A 25,952-nucleotide genomic window follows, 5' to 3' on the forward strand; every position below is an offset into this window, starting at 1 on the left:
CACCCGCCCGAGAGGACTTCCGCCCCTGCACACCCTCACGGAACGAAAGGACACGAAGCTCGACCCGGCAGACCTGGAGATCCTCAGGTACGACCTCCCCGGCCCGTACGCACGGAAAAGGCCCGCTCCCCCGGAGCGGGCCTCGCCGTCAACACCGGGGAACGGCTACCGGAGGACGGGATAGCGGCGCACCAGAGGAGTCGCGGCCCACCAGCCGCCGACGCCCCAGGTGGCACCGGCACCGTCCAGAGCCAGACCGGCCAGCACGACGGCGTAGACGAGGTGGTCGTCCACGAAGGGATTCGTCTCCAGCGGCAGTGCGGCGGCCCACATCAGGACCATCATCAGACCACCCGCCACGGCGGCGACCCGCAGGCCCGCACCCAGGACGAGAGCGGTCCCGACCCCGAGCAGACCGAGCATGAACAGCCAGTCGACCCACCCCTGCCCGGCCAGCCCGGTGAACACCCCGCCCAGAGCGTTCTCCCCGGTGCCCTTGAGGAAACCGGTGGTGGGGCTGCCCCCGTTGACCCAGGCCCGCTCGGCGGGAGTGGCGAACCCCCAGCCGAAGACCTTGTCCAGGAACGCCCACAGGAAGATCCACCCCAGACCGATCCGGGCGATCGCCCACGCGTAGCCGGCCGGACGCCCGGCAGCCCGCCGCCCGTCCCCCGAAGGCTCGGCGGCCGACGCGGGAACGGCCTGCGCGGGGACAGCCGCCCCGGGAACGACCGGCTCCGGGACACCGCCCGCGAACGTCCCGGTGTGAACCTCGTACCCATGAGTGGCGGCCATGACGGCTCCCTTTCCCCGGCGCTTCGTGATGTTCGGCGGTCTTCGTGACGTCCTCATCACACCGCCTCCCCACGCCCCGCCACAGAGCCGTACGAACCGACCCGCGCTCCTCGAAGGTCCCTCACCCACAGGACCTTCGGCCCTGTCACGCGGCCCGCGACACAGCGACCAGACCTACAGCCCCTACCTCTGCTACTGAACCACCGAGCCACCACGCGGGGCGGACAGGCCCGGCGTCCGCCCCGCCGGACCTGGCTGGCGGCTAGCCGGGGCTGCCCTCCGGGACGGTGTCCGCGGAGATGCCCTCCTCACCCGGAACACCCGTCAGATAGACGTGCTGGTGGCCGTGACCGGCGTCGATACTGATCTGGTCCAGCTGGGTCGCCGCGACGGACCACGTCGCGACGGCGGCGGACCGCTGACGGGCCGCCAGATCGAGGAAGGTCCGCCGCGAGTCCTCGGGAAGCCGCGAACCGGCCGCGTACGCGTCGACCGCGATCGCCATGGCGTCCACCGCGCTCCGGAGCCCCGCACGGGCCACGTTGGTCGCGGTCGTCCCCGAAGGAGTCTCCGCGTGCCTGTCGACGGCCTGCCGCACGGCCTTCCGCCACCCGTCGACCTCCGCCGGCTCCGCCGACCGCGCACCGGGCTTCCCGTCCCGGGGAAGCACCTCCGCGAGCCCGGCCAGCACCCCGTTCAGCTCACCGACGGTCGTCCGGGCCACGGACGTCAGCTCACCGATCTGCTGGACGTCCCGCTTCGCCTCCGCCTCACGCATGTCGGCGACGGCGACCTGGGAGGCGTCGGGGCGACCGAGGAAATACCCCACCGGCCCGGCCACCACGACGGCGGCGAGAACGGCCACGATGAGACCCGTCCGGCTGGACGGACGAGCACCCGGCTGGGCCGGGACACGAGGTCGCCTGGCCGTTTTTGAGGACATCCCGCGACTCCTGTCACCACGACTACGGGGTTGACGGTACCGGTTTCAACGATCTACGTCCATGCACACGTCGAATGCCTGATTGTTCCCTTTTGATGTTAATGACGTTAAAACTGCCAGATGCCTTTACAATGTAGATTTATAATGAATTCACCGCCTTAGGTCCCGTTCGCGCAGGTGGTAGGGTCGCCCCATGAGCCCGGAGGACCTCGCCAACCTCGCGCACCTGCGCCGGGCCCGGGATCTGATCGACCGGGAGTACGCCCGGCCGCTCGACGTGCCGACGATGGCCCGCCGCGCGCTCATGTCGCCGGCGCACTTCTCCCGGCGGTTCCGGGCGGCCTACGGCGAGACGCCGTACAGCTACCTCATGACCCGCCGGATCGAGCGGGCGATGGCGCTGCTGCGCGGCGGGATGAGCGTGACCGACGCGTGCATGGCGGTCGGCTGTACCTCGCTCGGCTCGTTCAGCTCGCGGTTCACCGAGATCGTCGGGGAGACGCCGAGCGCGTACCGCGGCCGGGAGCACAGCGCCGTGGCGGCGATGCCCGCGTGCGTGGCGAAGGTCCGGACCCGCCCGGCGCGAAACCCGCCGAGCAGGATCCGAGAAGCGGACCGTACCGCCGCCGCCTAACGTTGGCGCTATGACCATCGCACTCCAGTACTGCCACATCACCGTCAACGACCTGGACGAATCGCTCGCCTTCTACCGCGACGGGCTCGGCCTCGAAGTACGCAACGACGTCGCCTCCGGCGGATTCCGCTGGGTCACCCTCGGCAGCGCGACCCAGCCGGGCCTGGAGATCGTGCTCTCCGAACCGCACGCCGGTCGTTCCCAGGCCGACGGCGACGCCCTGCAGGAGCTGCTCACCAAGGGGGTCCTGCCGATGAGCGTCTTCAGCACCGACGATCTCGACGCGGCCTTCGAGCGGGTACGGGCGTCGGGCGCCGAGGTGCTGCAGGAGCCGATCGACCAGCCCTGGGGGCCGCGCGACTGCGCCTTCCGCGACCCCTCGGGCAACATGGTGCGGATCCAGCAGGAGGCCAAGGCGTAACGCCCGGCCGTGGCGACGCCACCACCGCCCGGACGCCTCGCGCGCCGGGCGGTCTCGTGTGCCGGGCGGTCCCGAAGGCCGGGCGGTCTCGTATGCCGGGCGGTCCCGGAGGTGCCGGAGGCGCCGGACACGGCCCCTGCGGGAAAGGACCGTCAGGTGCCGGCGGCGGCCGGGACGCACTCGACGACGGTGTGCCGGGCCGTGACGTCGCGTACGGCGGCGACCCGCAGCCCGGCGGCCTCGGCCAGCGCCCGGTAGTCGTCGACGGTCCGCTCCCTGCCGCCGGACAGGACCAGCATCCGCAGGTTCATCTCCGCGAACATGGCCGGATCGGTCCCCGAGACGAGCGGCGACTCGAGGATCAGCACCCGGCCGCGCGGGCCCGCCGCCTCGGCGCAGCGGCGCAGGACGGCGATCGCCTCGGCGTCGGCCCAGTCGTGCAGCACGCGGTTGAGCACGTACGCGCCGGCGCCGCCGGGCAGCTCGTCGAAGAAACTCCGCCCGGCCGTCTCGCACCGGTCCGCCAGCCCGCGTCCGTCCAGGTACCTCCGCGCGCGTGAGGCGGTGTCCGGCAGGTCGATCAGCACACCGCGCAGGCCCTCGTGGCGCAGCAGCAGCTCGGCCAGCAGCACTCCGGTGCCGCCGCCGACGTCGGCCACCCGGCCCAGTGATGGCCAGTCGTAGCCCTCCGCCAGCTCGGCGTACCCGCTGTCGACCGCCATCGTCGCGTCGAAGGAGGCGCTCAGCTCGGGGTTCGCGTCGAGGTGGTCCCAGAACGGTGCGCCGAAAACCGCCGGCCAGGCGGGCAGGCCGGTCCGTACCGTGTCCGCCAGGCCGGTGAAGGCCAGGTCCATCCGGCCGCCGAACCCGTCCAGGTCCAGCCACCGCCACACCGCGGACGGGTGGTCCCGGCGCAGCAGGGTGCTCGTCCCGGTCGCCGCGAACGTGCCCGGCCGGGGCTCGGCGAACACGTCGCGGCCGACCAGGTGGCGCAGCAGCCGTCCCAGCGCGTCCGGGTCCGCGCCGGCCCTGGCGGCCAGGTCGCCGATGTCCGAACCGTCCTCGTCCACCAGATCGGGCAGCCGCAGGGTCACGGCCACCCGGAGCGCCATCGGGGTCACCAGGTCCATCAGCGGCGTCATGGTCCGCCACGCGTCGAACCCGTCCGGCACGGCGCCACCGGTCGTCCCGGCCGTCAGGGGCGTCCCGGTCGTCGCGGGCGCCTCGTCGTTGCTCGTCATACGTACCTCCTGCCCCCATGGTGCGGGCCGGCGCCGGTCCTGGCTTGGACGAATCGGCGATCCTCCCCCTTCACGACCTCCCTGAGCGGTGCAGCGCGGGGCCTGCGGGCTTCTCGCGGCGCGGGCCTTCGCCGCCTCGGATCCATGATCCCAAAATTGGACTGATCGTATTCGATCAAATATTGACACATAGATGTTTCAAAGTATTCACTTTTGATCACCCCCTCTGTTGGGTGCCCGCCCGGCCGCGGCCGGTGGCGGGCACCCGCGAAGCTCCGCCACCGGGTCCCACATCTCCGAACCCCCACCCCCTGAGGAGATCCCATGCAACGAGTACGCCCTTGGCGACGGCTGCTGCACGCCGTCGTCGTCTGCGTCGTCGGCCTCGCGACGCTGGTCGTCGGCGCGCCCCAGGCCGGCGCCGCCCCGGCCCAGCCGTCGCCGCTGACGACGCCGTGGACGAACCAGGCGTTGAACGGCACGCCGCTGCCGGAGTACCCCCGCCCGCAGATGACCCGGCCCGACTGGCAGAACCTCAACGGGGAGTGGCAGCTGCGGCAGTCGACCACGAACGACGCGCCCGTGTTCGGGCAGACGCTGCCGGAGCGCGTCAACGTGCCGTTCCCGGTGGAGTCGGCCCTGTCCGGGATCAAGCGGGCGGCCAACGACAACCGCTACTACCTGACCTACCGGCGGACGTTCACCGTGCCGGCCGGCTGGACCGGCCGCCGGGTGCAGCTGCACTTCGGCGCCGTGGACTGGCAGACGACCGTGTGGGTGAACGGCGTGCAGGTCGGCGGGCACACCGGCGGCTACGACCGGTTCGAGTTCGACATCACCCCGCAGCTCAACGGCGGGACGAACGAGCTGGTCGTGCGGGTCTTCGACCCGTCGGACTCCGGGGTGAACGGGACCAACCCCGCCCGCGGCAAGCAGGTCCGCAACCCGGGCGGCATCATGTACACGCCGTCGTCGGGCATCTGGCAGACGGTGTGGCTGGAGCCGACCCCGACCTCGTCGATCTACAGCGTCGACTTCTACCCGAACCTCGCCAACAACACCCTGCGGGTGCGCGTGTTCACCCGCGGCGACGTCTCGGGGCACTCGGTGTACGCCGAGGCGCTGAACGGCTCGGCCGTCGTCGGCACCGCGACCGGCGGGTTCACCGACTTCAGCGTCCCCGTTCCCGGCGCGCGGCGCTGGTCGCCGGACGACCCGTTCCTGTACAACCTGCGGATCTCCCTGCGCAACGGCTCGAACGCGACCGTCGACCAGACGACGCACTACTTCGGGATGCGCGAGGTCGGCAAGGCCGTGGTCAACGGGCGGCTCGCGCTGACGCTCAACAGCCAGTTCGTCATGCAGAACGGGGTGCTGGACCAGGGCTTCTGGCCCGACGGCCTGTACACGGCGCCGACCGACGCCGCGCTCGCGAGCGACCTGCAGAAGACCAAGGACCTCGGCTTCAACATGGTCCGCAAGCACATCAAGGTGGAGCCGCAGCGGTGGTTCTACCACGCCGACCGCATCGGCCTGCTGGTCTGGCAGGACATGCCGAGCATGGGCGGGGGCAACGCCGCCCACCACGCGCAGTGGGAGAGCGAGCTGAGGGAGATCGTCGACGAGCACCGCTCGTCACCCTCGACCGTCGCCTACGTCCCGTTCAACGAGGGCTGGGGCGAGTGGAACCTGGCCGACACCACCCGGATCATCCAGAACGTCAAGAACCAGGACCCGACCAGGCTCGTCAACGGGCACAGCGGCTACAACTGCTGCGCCTCCAAGGGTGACCCGGGCAACGGCGACATCATGGACTGGCACATCTACGTCGGCCCCGACGCGCCGACGCCGACGAGCACCCGGACCTCCGTGCTCGGCGAGTACGGCGGGCTGGGCGTGCGCACCCCCGGTCACGAGTACAGCCCCAACGGCCAGTTCGGCGCGTACGAGACGCACCCGAACACGCAGTCGATCACCGACCGGTACGTGAGCCTCGTCGCCCAGTCGGCGAACCTCATGCACGCCCGGGGGCTCAGCGCGCTCGTCTACACGCAGCCGTTCGACGTCGAGGGCGAGGTCAACGGCTTCTGGACCTACGACCGGCAGGTGGTGAAGTTCGACGCCGCCCGGGTGCGGGCGGCCAACCTCGGCATCATCGCGGCGTCGAAGCGGCTGAACACCGCCCCTCCCCCGCCCGGCCGGCCGATCGGCGCTCCCGGGAACAAGTGCGTGGACGTGGCCGCCGACGACACCGGCGGCAACGGCTCCGCCGTGCAGGTGTGGGACTGCCAGATCAACGCCGCCGACCAGCACTGGACCCGGGACGGCAACGCCCTGCGCACGCTGAACCGATGCCTGGACGTGACCGGTAACGCGACGGCGAACGGGTCACCGGTCCAGCTGTGGGACTGCAACGGCGGCGGCGCCCAGCAGTGGGTACCCCAGGGCAACGGCGCACTGCTCAACCCGCAGTCCGGCCGCTGCCTCGACTCACCCAACGGCTCCTCGGCCAACGGGGCCAGGCTCCAGCTGTGGGACTGCAACGGCGCCGCGGCGCAGACCTTCCGGCTGGGCGGAGGCTCCGCCGGGGCCACGTTCGTCAACGGCCCCGGCGGCAAGTGCGTGGACGTGGCCGCCGACGACACCGGCGGCAACGGCGCCGCGGTGCAGCTGTGGGACTGCCAGCCCCACGCCGTCGACCAGCACTGGGCGTGGGACGGCACGGGACTGCGCACGCTCAACCGGTGCCTGGACGTGACGGGCAACGCGACGGCGAACGGGTCACCGGTGCAGCTGTGGGACTGCAACGGCGGCGGAGCCCAGCAGTGGGTGCCCCAGGGCAACGGCGCGCTGCTCAACCCGCAGTCCGGCCGCTGCCTCGACTCGCCCAACGGTTCCACGGCCAACGCCGCGAGGCTGCGGCTGTGGGACTGCAACGGCAGCCTGGCGCAGACGTTCAGGAAGCAGTAGCCCGGCGGGGGTGGGTGCGGGAGCCGTGACTCCCGCACCCACCCCCGGCCGACGCGCGGGGGCTCGGTGGCTCCCGTGGCCACCCCCCTCCCCGGAGCGCGGACACGGGGGCGGCCGGGGAGCGGCCGGGTGGCGCGGAAGGCGCGTTACGAACGGGGCCTCGTGAAGACGTACAGGGTGAGGATGTCGGGGATCGGGGCGAGGCCGGGGCCTCCGGCCCTGATCCAGGCGGCGATGTCCTCGACGGCGTCGGGGTGGTTGACCAGGCCGAGCCACACCGGCCGCCCGCCCGCGGCACGTCCGGCGGGTGAGGGCCGCACGACGACCACGTTGGCCTGCTCGCACACGTCCAGGCACTCGCTGACGCGGACCTCGGCGATCTCCGACAGGCGGCGGAGCTGCTCGGCGTGGTCGAGGGCGGGGACCTTGCCGGTGCTGCCGCAGCAGCAGTCCCGGCAGACGGTGAGCCTGCTCATGCGGGGGTGAGTCCCTTTCCGATGCGATCCAGGGGGCGGGGCTCCGGCGGCGGGCGGGGAGGGACGCCGCCGGGAGGCCGGGTCACCGGGAGGCCGGGTCACCGGGAGAAGCTCGCGCGCCGGGCAGGTCGCGGGACGCCGTGCCGGGGGAACCGCATGACGGCCGCCGTCCTCTCCTGGGGAGATCCGCCCCGTTTCGTGAGGGGGCGACAGCGTGAGTCTCCTGGCTCTCGGGTCGAGGCTCCTCCCGGCCTTCCCGCCCTCGCGGGCAGTGGCCTCGTCGGGATTCGCTCGCCGATCACAGTGGCGGGACCGCGCCGGATTCACACCGGCTTCCTCGTTCCGCCGTCGCCTTCGCCGACCATGGTCGCACAGCCACCGGCGGCGGCAGGACCCGCCCCCGCGCGGACGCCGCCCCGCCCCGCCCCTCCCCCGGACCCGGACCCGGACCGGGACCGGGACCGGGAAGGCCGGAATCCCTTCCTGGCGTGATCGCGAAATGTACGTGATCATTGGACCCACCGTGCGGCGCCGCGCTCCCGCCCGTACCGTCACCGCGGGAACGGGGGCCTCCGCCCTCTCCGCCTCCCCCCGGCGTCACGGACGCGGCACCGGCGTCGCCGGTGACGACCGGCCCCCTCCACGCCGACCCCGCCCCCACCGCCCGCCCGAGGAAAACAGCCCTAGGAAAACAGCCCAAGAAAAACCGTCCGAAGAGAACCATCCGAAGAGAACCGTCCGCAGAGAACCCGTCCGAAGAAGAACCGTCCGAAGAAAAGAAGAAAGAGGACACACCCCCCATGGCTCTTGCCGGTGTCTTCCTGCCCATCGCCCTCGCGGTCATCATGTTCGGCCTCGGCCTGGGCCTGACGATCGCCGACTTCCGTCGCGTCGTCGCCTATCCCAGGGCCACCCTGGTCGCGCTCGCCTGCCAGATCCTGCTGCTGCCCGCGATCTGCTTCGGCCTGGTGCTCGCCTTCGGCCTGCCGCCCGCGCTCGCCGTGGGCATGATGCTCCTGGCCGCCTCCCCCGGCGGGACCACGGCCAACCTCTACAGCCACCTGTTCGGCGGCGACGTCGCGCTCAACGTGACGCTCACCGCGATCAACTCCGTGCTGGCCGTCGTCACGCTGCCGCTGGTCACCAACCTGTCGCTGGACTACTTCGCCGCCGACTCGGCCACGCTGGGCCTGCAGTTCGACAAGACCGTCCAGGTGGTCGCGATCGTGCTCGTCCCCGTCGCGGTCGGCATGGCGGTCCGGGCGTGGCTGCCGAGGTTCGCCGACCGGATGAACACGCCCGTGAAGATCGCCTCCGCCGTCATCCTGGTCGCGGTGATCGTCGGCGCCCTGCTGCAGGAGCTGGACAACCTCGGCGGCTACATCCGCTCGGTCGGCGCGATCACGCTGGTGTTCAGCGTGCTCAGCCTGGCGATCGGCTACTGGGTGCCGCGCCTGGCCGGGATCGGGCGCGGCCAGGCCGTCGCCTCCTGCATGGAGATCGGCATCCACAACGCCACGCTGTCCATCGCGGTCGCGCTCACACTGCTGAACAACACCCAGATGGCGATCCCCGCCGCCACCTACGGCGTGCTGATGTTCTTCACCGCCGCCGCGGCCGGATTCCTCCTCAGGTCCCGTACCGCCCAGGTCCCCTACGACGAGGCCCGCCCCTGACGCGGCGGCGCGCACCGGTCACCGGAGCGCGGCCGCCCGGCCACGGTGCCCCCTCGCGGCGGACCGGCCGGGCCACGGCACGCGCGGCATCCGTTCCACCACCTGCCGCCCCCGGTTTCCGGGCCGGGGGACCGGGGCTGGGATACCCTATGTTTACGTAAACATAGGGTCGACGATCCCCCTGTGACGACAGGCAGGAGTGGCAGTGACAGCTGATCACGGACCGCGCTGGCTTCGCTGGCCCTCGGAGACCTCGCGGCGCCGGTTCGCCTTCGGCGCGGACTACAACCCCGAGCAGTGGCCCCGGGAGGTGTGGCGGGAGGACGTCCGGGCGATGCGCCGGGCCGGGGTGAACATCGTCTCGCTCGCGATCTTCTCGTGGGCCCGGCTCCAGCCGCGCGCCGACCGGTGGACCTTCGACTGGCTGGACGAGGTGATGGACCTCCTGCACGCGAACGGCGTCGCCGTGGACCTGGCGACCGCCACCGCGTCCCCGCCGCCGTGGCTCACCGCCGGGCACCCGGAGATCCTCCCCGTCGACCATGAGGGCCGCACGCTGTGGCCGGGCGCGCGCCAGCACTGGCGTCCCACGTCGCCGGTCTTCCGCGAGCACGCCCTGCGCCTGGTGCGGGCCATGGCGGGGCGGTACGGGAGCCATCCGGCGCTCGCCGCGTGGCACGTCTCCAACGAGCTCGGCTGCCACAACGTCCACGACTTCTCCGAGGACGCCGCCACGGCGTTCCGCGCCTGGTTGCGCGACCGGTACGGCACGGTGGAGGAGCTGAACCGGGCGTGGGCGACGGCGTTCTGGTCCCAGGCCTACGGCGACTGGGCGGAGATCCTGCCCCCGCGCCTGGCCACCTCCTACCCCAACCCCACCCAGCAGCTCGACTTCAAGCGGTTCTCCTCCGACGCCCTGAAGGACTATCTGCGGGCCGAACGCGACGTGCTGGCCGAGCTGACGCCCGGGATCCCGGTCACCACCAACTTCATGGTGATGGGCGAGACCAAGGGGATGGACTACGCCGGCTGGGCGCGCGAGGTCGACTTCGTCTCCAACGACCACTACCTGATGACCGGCCCGCAGGCGCGCGACGAGCTGTCGTTCTCGGCCAACCTGACCGGCCGGCTCGCCGGGGGCGAGCCCTGGTTCCTGATGGAGCACTCCACCGGCGCGGTGAACTGGCAGCCGGTCAACACCGCCAAGAAGCCCGGCGCCCTGGCCCGAGACTCGCTCACCCACGTGGCGTACGGGGCGGACGCGGTGTGTTTCTTCCAGTGGCGGCAGTCGGCGGGCGGGGCCGAGAAGTACCACTCGGCGATGGTGCCGCACGCCGGGACGGACAGCGAGGTCTTCCGTTCGGTCGTGGACCTCGGCGCGACCCTGGAGAGGCTCGCGCCGGTCGCGGGGACGCGCCGCCGCCGCGCCCGGGCCGCGATCGTGTTCGACTGGGACTCCTGGTGGGCGAGCGAGCTGGACTCCCACCCCACCTCACGGCTGCGGTACCGGCAGGAGGCGCTGGACTGGTACTCGGCGTTCGCCGCGGCCGGGGTGCGGGTCGACGTCGTCCCCTCCGCCGACGCGTTCTCGCACTACGACCTGCTCGTCGCCCCGATCCTGCACGTCGTCCCGCGGGGGCTCGCCGACCGCCTGGGCGCGTACGCGGCCGGTGGCGGCCATCTCGTCACCACCTACTTCTCCGGCATCGTGGACGAGCACGACCACGTGTGGCTCGGCGGCTACCCCGGCGCGCTGCGCGAGCTGCTCGGCATCCGGATCGAGGAGTTCGGGCCGCTGCTGGACGGCGACCGGGTGGACCTCGACCTCGGCGTCTCCGGCACGCTGTGGAGCGACCGGATCGACGTCACCGGGCCGGACGTCGAGGTCGTCGCCCGCTACACCTCGGGCGAGCACGCGGGCCGGCCCGCCGTCACCACCCGCAGGACCGGGACCGGCTCGGCGTCCTACGTCTCGACCAGGCTCGGCCCCGAGGGGCTGGGCCCGGTGCTCTCGCGGTTCCTGGCGACGGCCGGGGTGCGCGGCGAGCTCCCGGACGCCGTCGCCGGAGCGGTGGAGCTCACGATCCGCGCCGGTGACGACGCCGACTACTGGTTCCTCGTCAACCGCACCGACGAGAGCGTCACCGTGGACGGCGTCGCGGGCGAGGTCCTCCAGGCCCCCTGCCTGGCCGCGGACCTCACCCTCGCCCCTCGCCAGGTGTGCGTCCTGCGCCGCGCGCACGAACCCCCGCCCACCCCCTGACACCGGCGCGCCGGGCCTCCCGCGCACGGTTCCGCCGTACGCGGGAGACCGGGCGCGGGAGACCGGGCGCGGGAAACCGGGCGCGGGAAACCGGGCGCGGGAAACCGGGCGCGGGAAACCGGGGACCTCCTTCGGCGCGAGGGTGAGTCCCGCCGCCACCCCCGACGGGCGGCGGGACGAGAGGCCAGCGGGGTCACCGGACGCTGAAGCCCTGCTCCCTGCCGTACTTGATGGAGGCGTCCTGCCACGCCTTGAGGCCGTCCTGCAGGGTGACGCCGCTGACGTAGGCCTTGCCCGCGGTGTCGTTGAAGATCCTGTTGGCGTAGACCTGGTAGGGCAGGTAGGACCAGCCTGGGACGACCTGGCCCGCCGACTCGGCGAGGATCCGGTTGACCGGCTGGCCGCCGAAGTAGGGGAACTTCTTGTCCTGGAAGGTCTTGGAGGCCAGCTCAGCGGTGGTCGCGGGGAACGCGCCGGCATCCAGCCGGGTCCGCACCCCCTCGTCGACGCCGGCGTACTTGAGGAAGGCGTAGGCGAGCGCCTTGCCGGGGCTGGCCTCGGGGATGGCGAGCGAGCTGCCGCCGCTCTCCGAGGTGGCCCTGCCGCCGGCCTCCCACTGCGGCATGGGGGCGACCCGCCACTTGCCGAACCCGGCCTTGACCCCGGTCTCCAGGTTGGCGGGCATCCACGCGCCGATCACGAGCGTGGCGATGGTGCCGTCACCCAGGCCCTTGTACCAGGCGTCGGTCCACCCGTTGATCGGCGCGACGAGCTTGTCGCTGACGAGCCGCTGCCAGGCCGTGGTGAACCTCCGCGTGCCGGCGTCGCCGAAGTCGACGCTCACCGTGGAGCCCTCCACCTTGTACGGCCTGCCGCCGGCCTGCCAGATCATGCTGGTGGCGAACCCGGGGTCGCCGGTGTCGCTGGTGATGTACGCCTTGGGGTCGGCGGCGTGCAGTTTCCTCGCCGCCTCGATGTACTCCTCCCAGGTGGCCGGGACCTCGATCTCGTGCCTGTCGAAGACCTCCTTGTTGTAGAACAGGGCCATCGGCCCGGAGTCCATCGGCATGCCGTAGATCCCGCCGCCGGAGCGGACGGCGTTCCAGGGGCCGGGGGTGAAGGTGCCCTCCAGCTCGTCCGCGCCGAAGCCCTTCAGGTCGGCGACCGACTTGGCGAGCACGAACTGCGGCAGGGCGAAGTACTCGATCTGCGCGATGTCGGGGATGCCCGACCCGGCCTTGATCACGTTCTGCAGGGCGGTGTAGTGGTCGTTGCCGGTGCCGGCGTTGACCAGGTTCACCTTCACCTTCGGATGCTTGGCCTGGAAATCGGCGACCACCTGCTTCAGGGTCGGCTCCCAGGCCCAGATCGTGATGCTGCCACCGGCGTCCAGCGCGGCCTGGAGGTCCGTGGCGGACACGCTCCGGGGAGCCGCCGCCCCGGAGCCGCCACCGGAGGAGGGCGCGCAGGCGGTGATCGTCAGCGACACCGACAGTACGGCGCCCAGCAGGAGGGTACGGCGGCGGGTTGTCGTCATGGAGGCCCCTTTCGTGGTCGTACCTGGGGACGGTCGGGCGCGGCCTCGGTCACTCCTTGACGCTTCCGGCGGCCAGGCCCGACTGCCAGTACCGCTGGAGCAGCAGGAACGCCGCGATCAGCGGGACGATGGTGAGCAGCGAACCGGTGATCACGAGGTTGAAGATCGCCTCGCCGCCGATGGTCGACGCCTGGGCGTTCCAGTTCTTGAGGCCGAGAGTGAGCGGATACCAGTCCGGGTCCTTCAGCATGATCAGCGGCAGGAAGTAGTTGTTCCACGTCGCGACGACCGTGAACAGCAGGACGGTGACGATCCCGGGCGCCAGCAGCGGCAGGCCGATGCGCAGGAACGCCTGGAACTCCCGCGCCCCGTCCACCCGCGCCGACTCCAGGATCTCGTCGGGGACGGCGTCGGCGGCGAACGTCCACATGAGGTAGAGGCCGAACGGCGAGACCAGCGACGGGATGATGATCGCCCACGGGGTGTTGGTCAGGCCCAGGCCGGAGAACATCAGGAACGTCGGGACGGCCAGCGCGGTGCCGGGCACCGCGACCGCGCCGATGACGACGGCGAAGACGGCCCTCTTGCCGGGGAAGTCGAACTTCGCCAGCCCGTACCCGGCGACCGTGGCCAGCACCGTCGCGCCGCCCGCGCCCGCGACCACGTAGAGCAGGGTGTTGAGCAGCCAGCGGGTGAAGATGCCGCCGTCGTAGGTGAAGGTGGCGGCGATGTTGCGGAACAGCGCGAAGTCGTCGGCGAACCACAGGCCGAACGAGGCGAACAGCCCCTCCTGCGTCTTGGTCGCGTTGACCAGCAGCCAGACCAGCGGGAGCAGCGCGTAGACCAGCATGACCGAGGTCAGGGCGGTGAGCGTGGCGCTGCGCCGGACCCGTCGCCCGGAACCCTGTCCAGAACCCTGTCCGGAGCCCCGTCCGGAACCCCGTCCGGAACCCCGTCCGGGGCGGCGGCGTCCGCGCCGGATCACCAGCGGGCCGGAGGAGGTCCGCGTGCGGGGCTTGCGGCCGGTCGCGGGGGTGGCGGTCACGGTCAGCCCTCCTTCCGCATGCCGCGGAGCTGGACGACGTAGGCGATGATCATCGTGATCACGCCCATCACGATGGCGACGGTCGCCGAGTAGTCGAACCGCTGGCCGTCGAAGGACAGCGAGTAGGCGTAGAGGTTCGGCGTCAGGTAGGTGGTGATCGCGTTCGGCGCCAGGGTCTTGAGGATGCTGGGCTCGTTGAAGAGCTGGAAACTGCCGATGATCGAGAAGATCGTCGCGATCAGCAGCGCCCCGCGCAGCGCGGGGAGCTTGATCGCGTAGACGATCCGGACCTGGCTCGCCCCGTCGATCTCGGCGGCCTCGTATAGCGACGAATTGACCACGCGGAGGGCGGAGTACAGGATCAGCATGTTGTAGCCGACGAACTCCCAGGTCACGATGTTGCCGATCGAGGCGAGGATCAGCTCGGCCGACAGCGGGTCCGGCAGCGACAGCCCGAACGTCTCGTTCAGGTTGCCGACGAGCCCGAACCGGTTCCCGTACATGAAGCCCCACATCAGCGTCGCGACCACCGCGGGCACGGCGTAGGGCAGGAACACCGCGACGCGGAAGAAGCTCGCCCCGTACAGCCGGCCGCTGTCGATCGCGAGGGCCACCAGGAGCGACAGGAACAACATGATCGGGACCTGCACGACCAGGAAGAGCGTCACGTTGCCGAAGGCGGACCAGAACTGCGGGTCGGCCAGCGCCGCGAGATAGTTGTCCGCGCCGGCGAAGGTCGTCCCGCCGATCAGCCGGGTGCGGAACAGGCTCAGATGGATCGAGTACGCGACCGGCGCGAGGAAGACGAGCGCGAACACCGCGAGGAACGGCCCGACGAACCGCCACCCCGCCCACGACCTTCTCCCCCGGGCCACCCTCCGGCTCACCCGCGGGGCTGCGACCACCGGTTCCCTCCCGCCCTCGTGCAATGTTTACGTAAACATCACGCCCAGCAGAAAGCCCGACGAGAACCAACACAGGGTGATAAGTGGTAATCCATCAGTAATGATTACGTAAACGTCCGTGCGGTATCGTGACACCGGTCACACAGGCCGTCAAGGTTTCCCCGGCGCCCGACGGCCGTCCGAAGACACCCGAAGGGCGAAAACGATGAACGGCGGTGGCCGGCAGCAGCCGGGAACGACCCACGGCGGCGGCGCGCAACGCGGCGGGTCGGGCGTGCCCGGCGGGCGCCGCAAGCAGCGCGTCTCCATGGCCGACGTCGCCACGCTGGCGGGCGTCTCGTCCCAGACCGTCTCCCGGGTCTCGAACGGCCACCCGGGAGTGGTCGACTCGACCCGCGAGCACGTGCTCGCGGCGATGCGCGAGCTGGGCTACCGGCCCAACAGCGCGGCCCGCGCGCTGCGGTACGGCCAGTTCAACACCATCGGCGTCATCCTCTTCAGCCTCGCCTCCACCGGCAACAGCCGCACCGTGGAGGCGATCGCCACCCACGCCGCCGCCGAAGGGTACGCCATCACGCTGATCCCCGTCGACGTGCCGACCCAGGACAACGTGCTGGGCGCGTTCACCCGGATGGGCGAGCTCGCCGTGGACGCGGTCATCGTCATCATCGAGATACACCTGCTCGACGCGGGCACCGTGACCCTGCCCCCCGGGGTGCACGTCGTCATCGTCGTCGACTCCGACGCCGGCGACCGCTACAGCGTCGTCGACACCGACCAGGCCGACGGGGCCCGGCGGGCCGTCCACCACCTGCTCGACCTGGGACACCGGACCGTCTGGCACGTGACGGGACCGCGGACGTCCTACGCGGCCCAGCGCCGCGCCCAGGCCTGGCGCACCACACTCGAGGAGGCCGGGCGTCCGGTGCCGCCGCCCCTGCCCGGCGACTGGTCGGCCGAGTCCGGCTACGCCGCCGGTCTCGCGCTCGCGGACGAGCCGGACTGCACGGCGGTGTTCGTCGCCAACGACCAGATGGCCCTCGGGCTGCTGCGCGCCCTGCACGAACGCGGCCGGGTGGTCCCCGACGAGATCAGCGTGGTCGGCTTCGACGACATCCCCGACTCCGCCTTCTTCATCCCGCCCCTGACGACCGTCCACCAGGACTTCGCGGAGGTGGGCAGGAGGTGCGTGCAGCGGGTCCTGGTCCAGATCCGCGAGAACCAGACCTCCCTGCCCGGCACCGACCTCGTCCCGACCCGCCTGGTGGTACGGAACAGCACGGCCGCCCCCGGCGGGTGAACCGGGCCCGGCGCGGCGGCCCTCGCGTCGAACGTGGACCGGGTGGACCGGGGCGAACGAGGAGTGCCGACCCCGCGCGGGGCTGGAAGCGGGGCCGGAAGCGGGGCCGGAACGAGGACGCCCGGCGGTCCCGGAATCGTCTCCGGGGACCGCCGGGCGTCCTCACCTCACCGACTCATCCAGCTAGCCGCCGAGCGTGACGCGCAGGATCCTCTCGTTGCTGTTGTTCGGCGTGCTGTCCTTGTCACCGGTGTTGGAGGTGGTCAGCCACAGACCGCCGTCCGGGGCGGGCTCCACGGTGCGCAGCCGGCCGTAGGTGCCGTTGAAGTACTCCTGCACGCTGGGCAGGCCGCTGCCGCTGATCGGCGAGCGGTACATCCGGGTGCCGCGCAGGCAGGCCACGTAGACCACGTCGCGCACGATGGCGATGCCCGAGCAGGAACCGGCGGCGGTGGGGTAGGTGCGCTTGGGGGCGACGAACCCGGCGGTGCCGCAGGCGCCGCTGGTGCCCTCACACGCCGGCCAGCCGTAGTTGCCGCCCCTGGTGATGAGGTTGGTCTCGTCCATCACGCTGTTGCCGAACTCCTGCTGCCACAGCCGCCCCTGGGAGTCGAAGGCCAGTCCCTGCGGGTTGCGGTGGCCGTAGCTCCACACCTGGTTGCCGAACGGGTTGTCCGACGGCACGCTGCCGTCCGGGTTGATCCGCAGGATCTTGCCGCTCAGGTTGGAGGTGTTCTGGGCGTAATCACCGTTCTGCGCGTCACCGGTGGCGACGTACAGCTTGCCGTCCGGGCCGAACCGCAGGCGGCCGCCGTCGTGGTACTTGTTGCGCAGGATCCCGCTGAGCAGGACCTGGGAGGTGGAGGTGTTGAGCCTGTCGTTCTCCAGCTTGATCCGCACGACCCGGTTGTCGGTCGGCGAGGTGTGCATGACGTACACCCAGCGGTCACTGTTGAAGGTGGGCGAGATCTCCAGGCCCATGAGGCCGCCCTCGCCGTCGGTGCCGGCCACGTTCGGCACGGTGCCCACGGTCGTCTTCGCCCCGGTGGCGGGGTTGAGGCGGATGATGTCGTCGGCGTCGCGGCGGCTGTAGAGGATCGTGCCGTCGGGAAGCGTGACCAGGCCCCACGGGATGTCGGTGTCGGTCGCGACCTGCGTCACCGTGCACACCGGGTTGCCGCACGCCGCGCCGGTGGTCGCCGTCGCGGTGTTGCTGCGCGCCGAGACGTTGGCCTGCCCGTCACGGGCCACCACGTAGTACTGGTAGCTCGTGCTGCCCGCCAGCCCGCTGTCGACGAAGGTGGTGGCCGGCGGGGTGCCGTTGACCGCGCCGACCTTCGCGCCGCCTCGGTAGACGTCGTAGGCCCGGACCCCGACGTTGTCGGTCGAGGCGGTCCACCTCAGCGTCACCGTGGTCCCGGACGCGGAGGCGGTGAGCTGCGTCGGCGCGCTCGGCGCCTGGGTGTCGGCCTGGCACTGCGGCGGGGTGATCGTCACCGTGGTGCTCGCCTGGGAGACGTTGCCCGCGGCGTCGCGCGCGTTGACGTACAGGCCCCAGGTCGCGCCGGGGACCACGGTAAGGGCGGTGGACAGCGTGGTGCCGCTCACCGTCTTCATCTGCTGGCCGTCGTGGTAGATGTCGTAGAAGGCCACCCCCACGTTGTCCGTCGAGGCGTTCCACGCGAACGTCACCGAGTCGCACGTCAGGTTGCTCACCCTCGGGCCGCCCGGCACCGTCGGGGGCTGGGTGTCGGCGCTCCCGGTGGACGTCGTCCACTTCTGGTTGCCGCGCCCGGTGCAGGTCCACAGCCCCACCAGGGTGCTGTTCGCGGTGCCCTCGCCGTTCACGTCCAGGCACAGGCCCGACTGCACGCCGACGATGGTGCCGTCGGAGTTGATCCTCCAGCGCTGGTTGGCCCCGCCGGTGCAGGTGTAGATCTGCAGCGCGGCCGGGGCGGTGGTGTCCTGGCCGACCACGTCCAGGCACCTCGTGTCGCCGTACACCCGGAGCTCACCGGCCGCGGTGAGGTTCCAGGACTGGTTGGCCTGCCCGTTGCAGTCGTAGATGTTGACGCCGGTTCCGGAGGCCGTGCTGTTGCCGATCACGTCGAGGCAGCGGCCGGAGGCCACGCCGACCACGGTCGACGGCGCCGCCGAGGCGGGCGCCGCGCCCGCCACCGTCATGGTGAGCGCGGTGGCCATGGCGGCCATCGCTGCCACCAGCGCACGTGGCCATGACCGTCGGCGGTTGGTCGAGGGGGGTGTTCGCACCGGTTTTCTCCAAGGGGGGATCGTCCGCGGGTTTCCGAGGTGAGCTGATCGTCAGCCTATGTCGCAATGCTGACCGGTTTGAGTGCGTCGTGCTGACACCTTCTGTCCGAAAAGATCAGCGGGAAACCGTTCCCGGCCCCTCTCTCCCGGAGAGGCGCTCCGGCGCGGGCCGGGCGAGCGATCTCCTCCGGCCCGGCCTCGCCGGTGACGCGCTGTTCGCGTCACCGGCGAGGGCGGTCCCCATGCCCGGCGGGCGGCCCGGTCCCGCCGGAGGTCACGTCGTCACGCGCCGGAGGTCACGTCGTCACGCGCTGGAGGTCACGTCGTCACGCGGAAGGTGGCGTCGCCGCGGCCCTGCGCGTCGGTGATCGGGTCGAGCCGGAGCAGGTAGTCGTAGTGCCGGATGTAGCGGTCGGGGTAGTTGTACGACTGGAAGGACGTCCACGACGAACTGGCGAGCCCGGCCACCTGGCGGAACGTGGCGTCCGCCGCGAAGGTGGCGGTGCCGTCGTCGGGCGCGAGGACGAAGTCGAACCCGTAGTGCCGCAGGTAGTACCCGGGGTAGTTCACCGACGCGAAGGACACGTAGCCGTTCCCGTTCGCCAGGCCGGGCACCAGCCGGAACTGCGCGTCCTGGGCGGGGCTGACGTTCGCGTCGATGCGCACGTCGAGGTTCGCGTGCCGCACGTACCGGGTCTGGTTGTTGTACGACTGGACGCGGCTGATCGGCACGGTGGCGCCCCAGCGGCCGAGGACGCGGTTCTCCTCCGCGGCGGTCAGGTTGAGGATGGAGCCGTGGCGCTTGCGACCGGCGCCCATGCCGTAGTCGGAGCGCGTCCGGAAGTTGCGCGTGCTGCCCAGGTTGGTGGAGGTGATGGGCATGTAGCCCCGGCCGGTGGCGTACTGGTCCAGCCACAGGGCCCACTCGTCGCGGCCGTTGAACTGCGCCCACATCGGGCCCTCCACGACGTTGCCGCCGCCCGTGCCGTTGGAGATCCCCAGGTGCGACAGGTTCCCGAGGGTCGTCCAGGAGCCCAGGATCGAGTTGCTCGCCTCGATCGTGATGTGGCCGTCCGCCGAGGCCCGGTAGTACCGGTAGCCGCCGACGCCTCCGGGCACGTCGACGATCTGCGTGTCGATCAGGCCCTGGCCGCCGCCGCGCTCGATGTACGGCTGCGGCGCGGTGAAGCCGCGGAAGTCGCTGGTGCGCACGTACCAGATGCGGTGCTTGGTCACGCCGTCGCGGAGCGAGTTCGTCGCCCAGTACAGGACGTAGTCGCCGGTCGCGGGGTTGTAGATCGCCTCGGGCGCCCAGGCGTTGCCCGCGCCGGGGATGCCTCCCGCGACGTCGATCAACCGCGGGGCCGACCAGTTCACCAGGTCGGCCGACTCCCACACGACGAGCGAGGTGCTGCCCCGGTTCGCGGCGTCGTTCCACGAGGTGCCGCTCGCGATGCGCAGGTCCGTCGCGACGATCCAGTAGCGGTCACCGGCGGGAGAGCGGACGAGGGCGGGGTCGCGGACCCCTCGCGTGCCGACCGTGGAGCGCAGGACCGGCGCGCCGTTGTTCAGGTCGGTCCAGCGCAGCCCGTCGTCGCTGTGGGCGAGGTAGATCTGCTCGCCGTTCGCCGACTCCCCGGTGAAGTGCGCCATCAGGTAGCCGGTGAACGGTTCGAGGGCGGCAGCCTTCTTCGGGACGGCGAGCGTCCACGACGTGAACATCAGGCAGGCGGCGAACACCGCGCCCACCCGGGACAGGGCTTTCGACATGCGTTTCTCCTTCGGGAGCGGGCACGCTTCGGGAGCTGGCATCGCTTGGGAGTCGGCACCGGTTCAGGGATCGGGCACCGGTTCAGGGATCGGGCACACCGGTTGAGGACTGGGCACCGTTTCGGGAGTCGGCACCGTTTCGGGAGTGGGTGTCGCTTCGGGATTCGGGAGTGGTGTCACTTCGGAGGTGGGCGCGCGAGCGCGTCACACTTCGTCCCACCTACCGGACCGCATGTGTTAGCGCTAACAACACGCGTCGCGGAAATTCGCCCGTTGCAGCAATATGTGATCGCCCTCGCGCCGAAACACGCGGCACGCAACCCCGGCCGAATGGAGGTTACATCGGCGTGACATCAGTGTGATCGCTAACATCTCGCCGGTCAACACCTCCATGACGCCCAGTTGGCGAGTGACCGGCACCGACGAGCCCGAGAGTGCGCGAGCCTTCAACAAATAGCAGTTCAGCGGCGCTTTACAGGATTTACGGCACGGCATGGACCGCCCCCACCCGGCAATCCGGGTATGACAACCTTGCTGTGAGCGTTAACATTCTGCGAGACGCGTGAGAAACATGGACGCGACCCGGTTCTCACCGTCCAATGGATTCGACAGTCGGCCGGCAGTGGCGGCTGGTGCCCGGCCTGGCCGATCCGGCGCTCGCGCCTGCCGCGCCGAGCCGAGGCGGCCGATCACCTCGGCGCGGCCCCGGTGCTCTCCCGCACGATGAGCTCGGGCTCCACCAGCCGCCGGGGCTGGCTCGGCCTGCCCGCCATCTGGTCGAGCAGCACGTGGAAGGCGTGGCTGCCGACCTCCTCGAAATCCTGCCGGACCGTCGTGAGCGGGGGCCAGAAGTAGGCGGACTCCGGCACATCGTCGAAACCCACCACGCTGACGTCCTCGGGAACGCGCCGCCCGGCCTCGCGCAGCGCTCGCAGCACACCCAGGGCCATCTGGTCGTTGCCCACGAAGATGGCCGTGACCTCGGGATCCTGTGCCAGGCGGTGGCCGAGCTGGTAGCCGGAGCGCGAGCTCCAGTCGCCGCGCAGCATCTCGGGCACCCGATGCCCTCCGGCCTCCAGCACCTCGCGCCAGCCCTCAACCCGGCCGTTGGCGTCGATCCAGCTGGCCGGGCCCGCCACGTGCCACACCGTCCTGTGGCCGAGGCTGAGCAGGTGCCTGGTCGCCCGCGCCGCTCCCGCCCGCTGGTCGACCATGACGACGGGAACGGAGAGACCGGCCCCGGCGTCGACCGCGACCACGGGGATCTCCGACGACAGGTGGCGCAGGCCGTCGGCCGCCGACTCGTGCGGCGCGACGATGATGACGCCGTCCACCGACTGGGACCGCAGCTGGCGGAGGCTCTCCTCGATCGAGCGGCGGTTGAGCGTGCTCAGGCTCGCGATGCTCACGGAGTAGTCGTTGAGCCTGGCGGCGCGCTCGATGCTGTAGAGGGTCGAGGCCGGGCCGTACAGGGTGGTGTCGATGCTGACCACGCCCAGCACCCCGGACCGTCCCGTGGCGAGCTGGCGGGCGGCGGCGTTGGGCCGGTAGTCCAGCTCCTGCACCGCGGCCAGCACGCGCGCCCGGGTATCGGTGTGCACCCTCTCGGGCGCGTTGAGCGCCCGGGAAACGGTCATCGCCGACACCCCGGCGAGCGCGGCGACGTCTTCCAGCACCGCCGGTCTGGAGCGCGACCGGCCGTCGTTCGATTTCGCCTTCAAAGGCAGCTCACCCCCTGTGCGACAACGCTACAGGAGTTATGAGTCCGCTCCGTTTCGGCGGGCACCGTTCGTGCCCGGGTCAGGCCGCCGGAACGGTCTCGCCGACGCGTGACCGTCCCTGCCTGTCCCCACGGCTCGCCACCGAAATCTCCCACGGCTCGCCACCGAAACACGGGCCGATGCTCCGGACCTTCAGGCCGGGGTGAGAACCCGCGCGGGAGGACCGCCCAGGCCCGAGCGTACTTCGGCGATCGGTGTTCGTCTCGCGTCCGCTCAGCGGGCTCGGCAACGTGCGCGGACACCACGGCGGCGACCTTTCGCCCGCCGTCGTGACGTGGCCGACGCGCCCCCGCGCCTCCGCGTCGTCGAGCACATCGGTGAACCGGCCGGAAGCAGTGAACCTCCGGGAGCCGCACGTGCGGCAGGCCGGAATCCCCGTCCCTCAGGACGGAGCGGATGTCACTCGAAGAGGGACGGGTCTCCGGTGCCCCGGCGGAGGATCTCGGGCTCGTCCTGCGAGAGGTCGACGACCGTTGTCGGGACGGCACCGCACTCGCCGGAGTCGATGACGGCGTCCACCACGTGGTCGAGCCTCTCCTTGATCTCCCAGCCCTGCGTCAGGGGCTCGGCCTCGTCGGGCAGCAGCAGGGTGCTCGACACCAGCGGTTCGCCGAGTTCGGCGAGCAGCGCCTGCGTGACGACGTGATCGGGGATCCGGACGCCGACCGTCTTCTTCCGGGGGTGCAGCAACCGCCGCGGCACCTCCTTGGTCGCGGGCAGGATGAACGTGTAGCCGCCGGGGGTCGCCGCCTTGATCGAGCGGAACAGCGCATTGCTCACGTGCACGAACTGGCCGAACTGCGCGAAATCTCTGCAGACCAGGGTGAAGTGGTGATCACTGCCGAGGTTACGGATCTCCCTGATCCGGTCGATCCCCTCCTTGTTGCCCATCCGGCACCCCAGCGCGTAGCCCGAGTCCGTCGGGTACGCGATCAGTCCGTCCGCACGCAGGAGATCGACCACCTGGCCGATCAGCCGGGGCTGGGGACTGTCCGGATGCACATCAAGGTATTTCGCCACACCCTGAGCTTAGAAGCGATTACCGCCCCGCGTGACACACGGCTCTCAGGGCCCGACGAGACACGCGGTCCTTGGGACGCGGTCCTCGGGGTTCGACGTGACACGCGACTCTCGGGGACGGGCGGCGGGTGCCGGACGAGGCGGAGCCTCCGCCGAGACAATGGCGGGCTCGGTGAAACCTGGACGACCGAAGCGGTGGCGGGCTCGGCGGCAGCACGACGACCGAGGCGATGGCGGGCTCCGGCGACACTCCGATGACCGAAGCGGTGGTGAGTTCGGCGGCAGCGCGACGACCGGGGTGACGGCGGGCTCCGGTGACACCTCGATCACCGAAGCGGTGGTGAGCCGAGCTTGGCGGTAGCGCGGTGACGGCCCGCCCCGCGATGCGTGCGGGGCCGGGCCGACACCGTCGTGGCCGGGGTGGGATCAGCGCGCCGGTCTCATCCCGGTCTCGCCCCGATCCCACCCGATCTCACTACTCGTCCTCGCCCTCGTCGCCCTCGAAGATCTCTTCGACGACCTCGGCGGCGACGAAGCCACCGGCCACACCCGCGGCGACGCCGCCCCAGCCGGGCCCGCCGTGGCCGCCGTGGTGGCCACCGTGATGACCGCCGTAGTGGCCGCCCTGGTGGGCGTAGGGGTCGTGGCCGCCGGAGCCGTACTGGGAAAGGGCGGCGAGCCAGGTGTTGATCTCGGAGGCCCAGTCGCGGTGCGGGGCCTGGTCGTGGCTGGTCTGCCAGCGGCCGAAGGCGTCGGTGCCGGAGCCGTAGCGGCCGCTGCGCTTGTCGGCCTCCGCGATGATGTCCAGGCCCGCGGGACTGGCGACGAAGGTGAGCTCCACCTCGTTGATCCGCCCGGAGTACTGGGCGGGCGGGTAGAACTCGATCTCCTGGTAGAACGGCAGCTGCTGGCTGACGCCGTAGAGGTGGCCGTGCTCCAGGTCGGCGCTCTTGAACTGGAAGCCGAGCCGCACGAAGGCGTCCAGCACCGCCTGCTGGGAGGCGAGCGGCGCGATCTCGATCGGGTCCATGTCGCCCTTGTCGACGGCCGCGGCGATCGCCAGCTCGGTGCGCACTCCCATGACCATGCCGCGCAGGCGCTGGCCCATCACCTCGGTGACCGGAGTCTCCCACGGGACGGGGAACTGGAACGGCACCATCTTGTCCTCGCCGCTGCGCAGCCGGAACGGCCCGCTGACCTGCGTGCGGAAGAACTCCACCAGACCGGTCTGCTCACCCTCGCCGTGCTCAGATTCCATCCTGGTGACCAGGCCGAGGGCGATGTACTCGATGTCGGCGTCGAAGTCGCCGCCCTTGACACGCACCTCGCCCCGCAACAGCTCACCTGGCCGCGCCCGCGGCGCGGCCAGCACGGTGTCCACCGAGGGAGCTCCGACCCCGAAAGCCCCCAGCATCCGTTTGAAGATCACGGTTACCCCTCTTGTTCGTGTGACGTGTGGTGATCGAGAGGAAAACGATCACTGCACGGCGAGGGTTCCCGACGCTCCATACCGGATCGGCAGGTAAAAAAGCGCGTCTCACCTGGTGCGCGGCATGAGCGCATGGTTTTACGGGCGTATGGCGGGCATGCCCAACGTGCCCGTTTTACTCCACTGTCCCCGGGAGGCGTCGCCGAGGAACCGGTCAGATCGCCAGCAGCAGGTCGTAGGTGTTGAGCAGCCACAGTGCCGCCCACAGCATGACGGCGGGCGCGCGTCTTCGCCCGCGCCCCGATCCGCCTGCGGTATGTCCGGTCATGATGTCCTCCCCGCGACCACGACCACACTCGACACCTGTCACTCTGCCCGTCGTGTCATGGTTACGGGTGGACATCGCCCGCGGTTCTTCCATCCTGGGAAAGCGGGCAGGTGGCTGTTACCGTGTGCTGGTGAACCAGCGCGAGAACCTCCGGTGGGCCAGGCTCACCGCGGCCGTGCAACTCGCCCTCACAGGGGTCATGATCGCTTTCCTGCTCGCGATGATCGCCTTCGTGACCCTGCTGATGACCGCCGGACCCGACTGAGGCAGGTCGCCGGGGTCCTGAGGGGTCACTTCCTGCGGGCGGTCGGGGCGCAGGAGTACGTCGAACGCGGTCACGGGACCCGACCCAACCTCATCCCGCTTCCCTCACGCAATCGGATTTCCGGGCGGCGGATCTCTGTCCGTGCCGGTCAGGCTCCTTTCGGAGTGGCTCGGAATGGCTCGGAGTGGCCGGACATGAGCGGCCCCCCCCGGACGGGACGTCAGCCGGGGGAACGCAGGTGCTTCCAGCCGTTCTCGACCGACGGGCGGCACCTGCCGGGGTCGTCTCCCGCGCCGACGAACAGCGCGGTCAGCAGCGGAACGCCGTGAGCGAGCGTCTCGCGCGGCAGGGGGCCGTTGGCGACCAGGGAGGCGAGCCCGTGGGCGATGGTCCAGCTCTGGATCGCCAGCGCCGACGGGTCGGTGCCGTCGCGGAAGCGGCCAGTCCTCCTGCCTCGTTCGACGGCCCGGACCAGATGCTCCAGGGTCGCGTCCGCGGCCCCGAGGTCTTCGAGGTCGAAGTTCGCGTCGAACATGACCCGGTACAGGTCGGGGTGGTCCAGGGCGTTCCGGAGGTAGGCGGCGACCATGACCGTCAGGTCCCGTACCGGGTCCGCGGACATCGTCACCGTCGTGAACCTGGCCGCCAGGCGGGTGAAGCCCTCCTGGCGCAGGGCCTTCCACATGCCGTCCATGTTCCCGAAGTAGGTGTAGACGGCCATCGTCGACACACCCGTCCCGGCCACCAGGGAACGAAGGGTGATGGGCTCGCGGGTGCGGAGCATGTGCGCGGCCCGCTCGATGAGCAGGGTGCGGACCGCCGGATCCTTCGTCCTCACCATGGCACCAGAATATATAGCATTGCATTGCTATATTTTCGGCG

At 70.9% G+C, this 25,952-nt stretch carries 20 protein-coding genes and 1 riboswitch; of the genes, 7 read left to right on the forward strand and 13 right to left on the reverse strand.

From position 1 onward, the window contains the following. Nucleotides 1–165 precede the first annotated feature (165 nt). Entirely contained in the window at nucleotides 166–795 is a 630-nt protein-coding gene (locus ABT053_RS17340) for a DoxX family protein (protein WP_350970041.1), read from the reverse strand. 262 nt (nucleotides 796–1,057) lie between these two features. Further along, the gene (locus ABT053_RS17345) at nucleotides 1,058–1,738 is read right to left on the reverse strand and encodes a hypothetical protein (RefSeq protein ID WP_350970042.1); all 681 of its coding nucleotides are present in this window, start codon (nucleotides 1,736–1,738) and stop codon (nucleotides 1,058–1,060) included. A 193-nt stretch (nucleotides 1,739–1,931) separates the two neighbouring features. On the opposite strand from ABT053_RS17345, the gene ABT053_RS17350 reads away from it, so the two are divergent. After that, the gene (locus tag ABT053_RS17350; protein ID WP_350970043.1) at nucleotides 1,932–2,372 is read left to right on the forward strand and encodes a helix-turn-helix transcriptional regulator; all 441 of its coding nucleotides are present in this window, start codon (nucleotides 1,932–1,934) and stop codon (nucleotides 2,370–2,372) included. A gap of 10 nt (nucleotides 2,373–2,382) precedes the next feature. Then, nucleotides 2,383–2,793, forward strand: coding sequence for a VOC family protein (locus tag ABT053_RS17355; RefSeq protein WP_350970044.1), 411 nt, complete (start codon nucleotides 2,383–2,385; stop codon nucleotides 2,791–2,793). A 152-nt stretch (nucleotides 2,794–2,945) separates the two neighbouring features. Here ABT053_RS17355 and ABT053_RS17360 read toward each other — a convergent pair whose 3' ends face one another. Continuing rightward, entirely contained in the window at nucleotides 2,946–4,034 is a 1,089-nt protein-coding gene (locus tag ABT053_RS17360) for a methyltransferase (RefSeq protein WP_350970045.1), read from the reverse strand. Nucleotides 4,035–4,358: 324 nt separating this feature from the next. Here ABT053_RS17360 and ABT053_RS17365 point away from each other — a divergent pair, with 324 nt between their 5' ends. Then, a complete protein-coding gene (locus tag ABT053_RS17365) occupies nucleotides 4,359–7,004 on the forward strand; it encodes a ricin-type beta-trefoil lectin domain protein (protein WP_350970046.1) in 2,646 nt (881 codons plus the stop codon). A gap of 146 nt (nucleotides 7,005–7,150) precedes the next feature. Here the strand turns inward: ABT053_RS17365 and ABT053_RS17370 are convergent, their stop codons facing one another. Beyond that, nucleotides 7,151–7,480 carry a (2Fe-2S) ferredoxin domain-containing protein gene (locus tag ABT053_RS17370; RefSeq protein WP_350970047.1) on the reverse strand — a complete coding sequence of 110 codons (330 nt, stop codon included), beginning with the start codon at nucleotides 7,478–7,480 and terminating at the stop codon, nucleotides 7,151–7,153. A 200-nt stretch (nucleotides 7,481–7,680) separates the two neighbouring features. Further along, nucleotides 7,681–7,858, reverse strand: a riboswitch (cobalamin riboswitch). A 422-nt stretch (nucleotides 7,859–8,280) separates the two neighbouring features. On the opposite strand from ABT053_RS17370, the gene ABT053_RS17375 reads away from it, so the two are divergent. Both ABT053_RS17375 and ABT053_RS17380 read left to right on the forward strand, forming a co-directional pair. Continuing rightward, entirely contained in the window at nucleotides 8,281–9,156 is an 876-nt protein-coding gene (locus ABT053_RS17375; RefSeq protein WP_350970048.1) for a bile acid:sodium symporter family protein, read from the forward strand. Between the two features lie 205 nt (nucleotides 9,157–9,361). Continuing rightward, entirely contained in the window at nucleotides 9,362–11,419 is a 2,058-nt protein-coding gene (locus ABT053_RS17380; protein WP_350970049.1) for a beta-galactosidase, read from the forward strand. Nucleotides 11,420–11,612: 193 nt separating this feature from the next. On the opposite strand, the gene ABT053_RS17385 is transcribed toward ABT053_RS17380, so the two are convergent. Genes ABT053_RS17385 through ABT053_RS17395 form a run of 3 tightly spaced genes read right to left on the reverse strand, consistent with a single transcriptional unit; the run spans nucleotide 11,613 to nucleotide 14,906 of the window. Further along, on the reverse strand, nucleotides 11,613–12,956 hold the full coding sequence (locus ABT053_RS17385; RefSeq protein ID WP_350970050.1) for an ABC transporter substrate-binding protein: 1,344 nt from the start codon (nucleotides 12,954–12,956) through the stop codon (nucleotides 11,613–11,615). A gap of 49 nt (nucleotides 12,957–13,005) precedes the next feature. After that, nucleotides 13,006–14,001 carry a carbohydrate ABC transporter permease gene (locus ABT053_RS17390; protein WP_350970051.1) on the reverse strand — a complete coding sequence of 332 codons (996 nt, stop codon included), beginning with the start codon at nucleotides 13,999–14,001 and terminating at the stop codon, nucleotides 13,006–13,008. Nucleotides 14,002–14,003: 2 nt separating this feature from the next. After that, a complete protein-coding gene (locus ABT053_RS17395) occupies nucleotides 14,004–14,906 on the reverse strand; it encodes a carbohydrate ABC transporter permease (protein WP_350970052.1) in 903 nt (300 codons plus the stop codon). Nucleotides 14,907–15,111: 205 nt separating this feature from the next. Here ABT053_RS17395 and ABT053_RS17400 point away from each other — a divergent pair, with 205 nt between their 5' ends. Next, complete coding sequence (locus ABT053_RS17400; RefSeq protein WP_350970053.1) at nucleotides 15,112–16,206, forward strand: LacI family DNA-binding transcriptional regulator; 1,095 nt, start codon at nucleotides 15,112–15,114, stop codon at nucleotides 16,204–16,206. A 183-nt stretch (nucleotides 16,207–16,389) separates the two neighbouring features. Here ABT053_RS17400 and ABT053_RS17405 read toward each other — a convergent pair whose 3' ends face one another. From ABT053_RS17405 to ABT053_RS17425, 5 genes are all read right to left on the reverse strand, one after another. Beyond that, on the reverse strand, nucleotides 16,390–18,417 hold the full coding sequence (locus ABT053_RS17405; RefSeq protein ID WP_350970309.1) for a PQQ-dependent sugar dehydrogenase: 2,028 nt from the start codon (nucleotides 18,415–18,417) through the stop codon (nucleotides 16,390–16,392). A 378-nt stretch (nucleotides 18,418–18,795) separates the two neighbouring features. Next, complete coding sequence (locus tag ABT053_RS17410) at nucleotides 18,796–20,247, reverse strand: glycoside hydrolase family 43 protein (protein ID WP_350970054.1); 1,452 nt, start codon at nucleotides 20,245–20,247, stop codon at nucleotides 18,796–18,798. Between the two features lie 689 nt (nucleotides 20,248–20,936). Continuing rightward, complete coding sequence (locus ABT053_RS17415) at nucleotides 20,937–21,968, reverse strand: LacI family DNA-binding transcriptional regulator (protein ID WP_350970055.1); 1,032 nt, start codon at nucleotides 21,966–21,968, stop codon at nucleotides 20,937–20,939. 459 nt (nucleotides 21,969–22,427) lie between these two features. Continuing rightward, on the reverse strand, nucleotides 22,428–23,048 hold the full coding sequence (locus tag ABT053_RS17420; protein ID WP_350970056.1) for an L-threonylcarbamoyladenylate synthase: 621 nt from the start codon (nucleotides 23,046–23,048) through the stop codon (nucleotides 22,428–22,430). A gap of 475 nt (nucleotides 23,049–23,523) precedes the next feature. After that, entirely contained in the window at nucleotides 23,524–24,477 is a 954-nt protein-coding gene (locus ABT053_RS17425) for a sporulation protein (RefSeq protein WP_350970057.1), read from the reverse strand. Nucleotides 24,478–24,935: 458 nt separating this feature from the next. On the opposite strand from ABT053_RS17425, the gene ABT053_RS17430 reads away from it, so the two are divergent. Beyond that, entirely contained in the window at nucleotides 24,936–25,070 is a 135-nt protein-coding gene (locus ABT053_RS17430) for a hypothetical protein (RefSeq protein WP_350970058.1), read from the forward strand. Between the two features lie 220 nt (nucleotides 25,071–25,290). On the opposite strand, the gene ABT053_RS17435 is transcribed toward ABT053_RS17430, so the two are convergent. Continuing rightward, nucleotides 25,291–25,911, reverse strand: coding sequence for a TetR/AcrR family transcriptional regulator (locus ABT053_RS17435; protein WP_350970059.1), 621 nt, complete (start codon nucleotides 25,909–25,911; stop codon nucleotides 25,291–25,293). Nucleotides 25,912–25,952 lie beyond the last annotated feature (41 nt).

Origin of the sequence: Streptosporangium sp. NPDC002524, assembly GCF_040295985.1 — a bacterium.
GTDB lineage: Bacteria > Actinomycetota > Actinomycetes > Streptosporangiales > Streptosporangiaceae > Streptosporangium.